The sequence below is a fragment of the Leuconostoc sp. genome (assembly GCF_965300815.1).
On the sequence record NZ_CBDKZH010000103.1, the window covers coordinates 1 to 4601 of the forward strand.

Below are 4601 nucleotides of genomic sequence, written 5' to 3' on the forward strand. Positions count from 1 at the left end.
TCAATTTTTATGGCGCAAACCGTGATTGGCGTGTTGGGCGCGGTGATGGATGAAGCAGCTGATATTGTGGCAATGCAGTTTGGTATGCGACGCGAAAACGTGACACGACAATTCAGTGATTACTGGCAAGCGGGCCTGTCAGTTGGTCGTGATATTATGGGCACTTTGGTCAATGTGCTCTTTATGATCTTTATTGCCGAGACGTTGCCAATGGTCTTTTTGATGTTGCGTAATGGTAATAACTGGGCATACATTATGGATCAAATTATGAATCTTGGCATTTTACAAACAGTTGTTTCTGGCATTGGGATTGTCTTAGCTGTACCGGTGACGAGTGTCATTGTCGGTTGGGCGATGTCACGAAAGGCGGTGAAGGCATGAATGCAATTGGCTTATTATTACTCATTTTATTCGGCCTAATGATTTTTGTGGGTCGGGGGCAAGGCGTCAAAGCATTTATTGGCCTCATTTGTAATTTTTTTGCAATATTTATTCTCACCGTCTTAATCAATTGGCAATTTAATCCCTATATCGTCATCGGTATCACAAGTTTGATTATTTTAGCGATTGCGATTTATTTAGGTGCTGATGATGTGGCGGTCACTAATGTGGCTTTTAAAACGAGTGTCATTGTCGTGGCCATTTTAATGCTACTGGCTAGTGTCATGCAGTACTTTGGCCAATTCCAAGGCTTTACGACCGAAAATTCGGAAGAGTTGGAAGGGCTGTCAATGACGGTTGGCCTATCATTTAGTCACATTGCCCTGGCCGTGATGGTTATTTCGGTACTCGGGGCGGTTGCGGAAGCGGCGATTGCGATTGTGGCAGATTTAGCTGAAGTGGTTGAACGAACGCCAGACATGTCAGCCACAGGCTTATACGGGCAAGCACGCATCATTGGTGGGCAAATTTTGGGCACGGCAATCAATACCCTATTTTTTGGGGTTTTAGGGGCTAATTTGCCCCTTATTATTTGGTTTGTGCGTCTAAGATATCCGCTGGCAATGTTTTTTAATGCCAAGCTACTCATGGCGGAAGTTGTCACGATGTTGCTTGGGATGTTAGGGATTTTATTAAGTATTTGGATTGCAAGTTGGCTCGTCGTGCGAACGGCGATGCGACAGCAAAAAGTAGGCATAACACATGATGAATGAAACATTTAACTTAATTGAAGAAATTACGCGTCTAGATGGCTCAATTTATTTTGAATTGGGGAATATTATGCATAATGGGCGGGCTGAGTATGCAGCGGAGCATGGCTACATTCAGCGTGTCCGCATTCTTAAGATGAATATTGCGCGATCAGCGAGTGTGGAAGCGTTGGAACAGTATATCAACACGCACTACAACCTGTTACCGTTAGAATATGACGGCTGGGAAGAGTGGGTACGCACACCCGAAATGGAAAAAGCCATGCAACAAATTTTGCTTGAAAATAAATTAGGTTAAAGCGCCAAATTTTGCGGTTAAGTGGTTTTACGGTATAATAGTTGCAGTAAATTCAAAGAGGAATAGTTATGCGATCAGTATTTCATCAACCCGAAGCAGTCGTTTTAGCATCGAAACATCTGGTGGATGGCTCAGGAAAATTGCGTTGGGTTTATCGGGAGTTGGCACCAACCACACCACAAGATACCGGCTGGTTTTTATTTGCCGACAATGATTCAGAGGCATGGAACGCTGATCCGGCAAACTTTATGCCGTTGGTTATTGAGACAGCCTTAGCCATTGAACCGAGTTTGCGCCATATCTTAGATTTGCCGTATGGCACGGACTTAGTTTTGGATACACGACCTGGCGTTCAAGGGTGGTGGGATCCCAAAACGAAAACGCCAGTCTGGTTGGCTGATGGCTCAGTATCACCAAATATTCAAGTTGTCGCTGGTCAAGTCGTTGAAGACGACGTAAAGTAGCAAAAGATTTGTAATTTTAGTGATTTTGACCTATAATAATAAACGTTGTTGTGTTTAAAAAAACGCAGCTGATTGATGCATGAACATCAGCAGTGTGAACAACGTCTATCATGGTAATATGGCCAAGTGGTAAGGCAACGGTCTGCAAAACCGTCATCGCCGGTTCGATTCCGGTTATTACCTTAATCAAAAAGGTTGCCAATATGGCAACCTTTTTTTATGTCGTTAATGTGGTTAAAGTGGCTTTGGTGTACAGACCTTGCTGGAGTTTTTCCGCAATGACAGCGCCATTGGCTTGCCAAGTTGAAAAATCTGCGGTACTGACCCGTGCTAATTTATCCGTGAGTTCTGATAAGTGATTAATGGTGAAACCAAGATTGTGGGTTGTAATCAGTTGCCCAATGGCACTTTCCGACCAAGCAATTAAGGGTAAGCCAGCACGTAGATAGAGACTAGCTTTGTGTGGCGCGTTGTACTTGGTATAAGTTTGATAGGTTTTATCGTCAAAGTCGTCATCCCAAATCAGCCCAAAACCTTGCGTTAACTGGTTAATGATCTCATCAGGGTCAAAATTACCTTGGTAGGCAATATTTTCGGGGAAATCAATAGCGCGCCATTTTTTAGGTTTGGCACCAAATAATGTGATTGGGGCTGCGCGGTAAGTTTGCAGCCAGGGTGATTTTTGAAAAGTCCCCGCAAAATTAATTTGTGTACTAAAACGTGCCGGCGTGACACTAGCACCCAAATAATCAAATAAGGGTTGAATGATGAAATGACTGGTAATACCAGCGGCTTGTAACCGGTGACGCATCGCGTCGGAATGTACAATCAGCGTGTCGTATTGTTTGAGGACGTCAAATTCCCACGGATCTAGCTTATTGAGGCGTAAGGGCTCAATATCATGAATGACCAGCGCCCGCCGCACCTGCCGCTCTTGGAGCGTCGCCACAAATAATTGTTCAAATTGCGCACTCATGTAGGTAGGAAATTGATGGACCACCAGGTCGTTGGCTTTGACAGGGGCTAACCATTCCTGAATATGGGCAATCAGGGTTGCTTGATCAAAGCGGGTATCGTTATAGCGATACAGGGGTAAGCGTGTCCAGCCAACTGTTTGCGCAATGGCGGCATAATCAGCTTTAGCTTTCAAGGCCCCAGGCGGCATCCAAGGTTCGATTGTTTGGGTAATAAAATTTGTCATGGCTCTATTTTACCAAAAACCGAACTTTTTTTCTGAATAAGTTGTAAAAAACGAACATAAAATAAAAATAAAATATATTGTTCGGTTATAGTTTTTGTTTTTAATCGTTTTTTCATGGTTGTATCAGATAAAAGTTGGATAATAAGGATATCAAATATTTAGAGGAGATGTGTGACTGTCTTCAGTCGCACGTGGTAATATTATGCAACGTTCAGCACAAATTGGTATTGGTATTCTGGCAGTTGCCGTTATTGGTGGCGGTATCTATGCAGCAACACGTGGTGGTTCATCGACTTCAGGTAAGGATAACTACACAGCTGCGCTGGTAACAGATGGTGGTGGTGTGGATGACCGTTCGTTCAACCAATCAGCCTGGAATGGTTTGAAGGCTTATGGTAAAGCCAACAACTTGAAGCAAGGCACAACCGGTTATAATTATTTCCAAAGTTCAGATTCTTCTGATATTAAGACCAACTTGCAAACAGCCGTTAAGGGTGGGTATAAGTTAGTTTATGGTGTTGGTTTTGCTGCAGCACCTGCCATGAATACCGTGGCTAAGGCTAACCCTAAGACAAGCTTTGCGATTATTGATGCTGTTGTGCCAGATAAAAACGTGGCCTCATTGATGTTTAAGTCTGAACAATCATCATATTTGGCTGGTGTGGCTGCAGCTAAGCAGACAAAGTCTAATACGGTTGGTTTCATCGGTGGTGTGCACGGTGATATCATCGACACGTTTGAAGCCGGCTTCATTGCTGGTGTCAAGGCAACAAACCCAGATATTAAGATTATGACGCAATATGCCGATTCATTTACAGATGCAGCCAAGGGTAAGACAATTGCCGCTTCAATGATTGCTGGTGGCGCTGACGTCATCTTCCAAGCTGCTGGTGGCACTGGTTCAGGTGTCTTTGCGGAAGCAAAGGCAACCGACCAAAAGTTGGCAGCTGACTCAGATAAGAAGGTTTGGGTCATCGGTGTTGATATGGATCAAAAGCGTGACGGTGACTACACAGACAAGGATAACAAGAAGTCAAACTTCACGTTGGTATCTGCTGTTAAGCGTGTTGATAACGCGGTTGAATCATTGACTAACCAAGGTCGTGAAGGCAAGTTCCCTGGTGGTAAGACAATCACTTATGGTTTGAAGGAAAAGGGTGTTGGCTTGGCCAAGGACTCTGCTTCACCAGAAGTTTGGTCAGCCGTTGAAGCCGCGCAAAAGAAGATTATTGCTGGTGACATTAAGGTACCAGTCCATCCTTAATTTAGGCTAGACAAACAAAAGCTCAAAGCATTTGCTTGAGCTTTTTATTTGTCAATTGTTATGGATATCGTGTCATTGCTTATAACGAATGTGATAATCATGTCATGTAAGCTCACATGACATCACTGGACACTCGTTGGCTTTGATAGAAAAAACTTATAATTGAAAAGATGAAAAAATAATTGTTAATTTTGCCGATAGCTTATATATCGATATTCGTATT

The 4601-nt window shown here is 43.3% G+C and carries 6 protein-coding genes and 1 tRNA gene; 6 read left to right on the forward strand and 1 reads right to left on the reverse strand.

What is annotated here, in order from left to right; all coding sequences use genetic code 11:
* The 5 genes from ACW12G_RS06505 to ACW12G_RS06525 all read left to right on the forward strand — a co-directional run.
* A partial coding sequence (locus ACW12G_RS06505; RefSeq protein ID WP_455647558.1) for a YibE/F family protein occupies nucleotides 1–381 on the forward strand: 381 nt, incomplete at its 5' end.
* Nucleotides 378–1154: a YibE/F family protein gene (locus tag ACW12G_RS06510; protein ID WP_455647559.1), complete on the forward strand. Its 777-nt coding sequence runs from the start codon at nucleotides 378–380 to the stop codon at nucleotides 1152–1154. The genes ACW12G_RS06505 and ACW12G_RS06510, both read left to right, overlap by 4 nt.
* Nucleotides 1147–1449: a hypothetical protein gene (locus ACW12G_RS06515; protein WP_029508974.1), complete on the forward strand. Its 303-nt coding sequence runs from the start codon at nucleotides 1147–1149 to the stop codon at nucleotides 1447–1449. The genes ACW12G_RS06510 and ACW12G_RS06515 overlap by 8 nt, the downstream gene beginning before the upstream one ends.
* A gap of 68 nt (nucleotides 1450–1517) precedes the next feature.
* A complete protein-coding gene (locus ACW12G_RS06520; RefSeq protein WP_048700483.1) occupies nucleotides 1518–1913 on the forward strand; it encodes an immunity protein Imm33 domain-containing protein in 396 nt (131 codons plus the stop codon).
* 112 nt (nucleotides 1914–2025) lie between these two features.
* Nucleotides 2026–2096: transfer RNA gene (locus ACW12G_RS06525), tRNA-Cys, on the forward strand.
* A 34-nt stretch (nucleotides 2097–2130) separates the two neighbouring features.
* Here the strand turns inward: ACW12G_RS06525 and ACW12G_RS06530 are convergent.
* Nucleotides 2131–3114: a sugar transferase gene (locus ACW12G_RS06530; RefSeq protein ID WP_455647560.1), complete on the reverse strand. Its 984-nt coding sequence runs from the start codon at nucleotides 3112–3114 to the stop codon at nucleotides 2131–2133.
* A 202-nt stretch (nucleotides 3115–3316) separates the two neighbouring features.
* Between ACW12G_RS06530 and ACW12G_RS06535 the strand changes: the two genes are divergently transcribed.
* Entirely contained in the window at nucleotides 3317–4378 is a 1062-nt protein-coding gene (locus ACW12G_RS06535; protein WP_068850741.1) for a BMP family lipoprotein, read from the forward strand.
* Nucleotides 4379–4601: the final 223 nt, after the last annotated feature.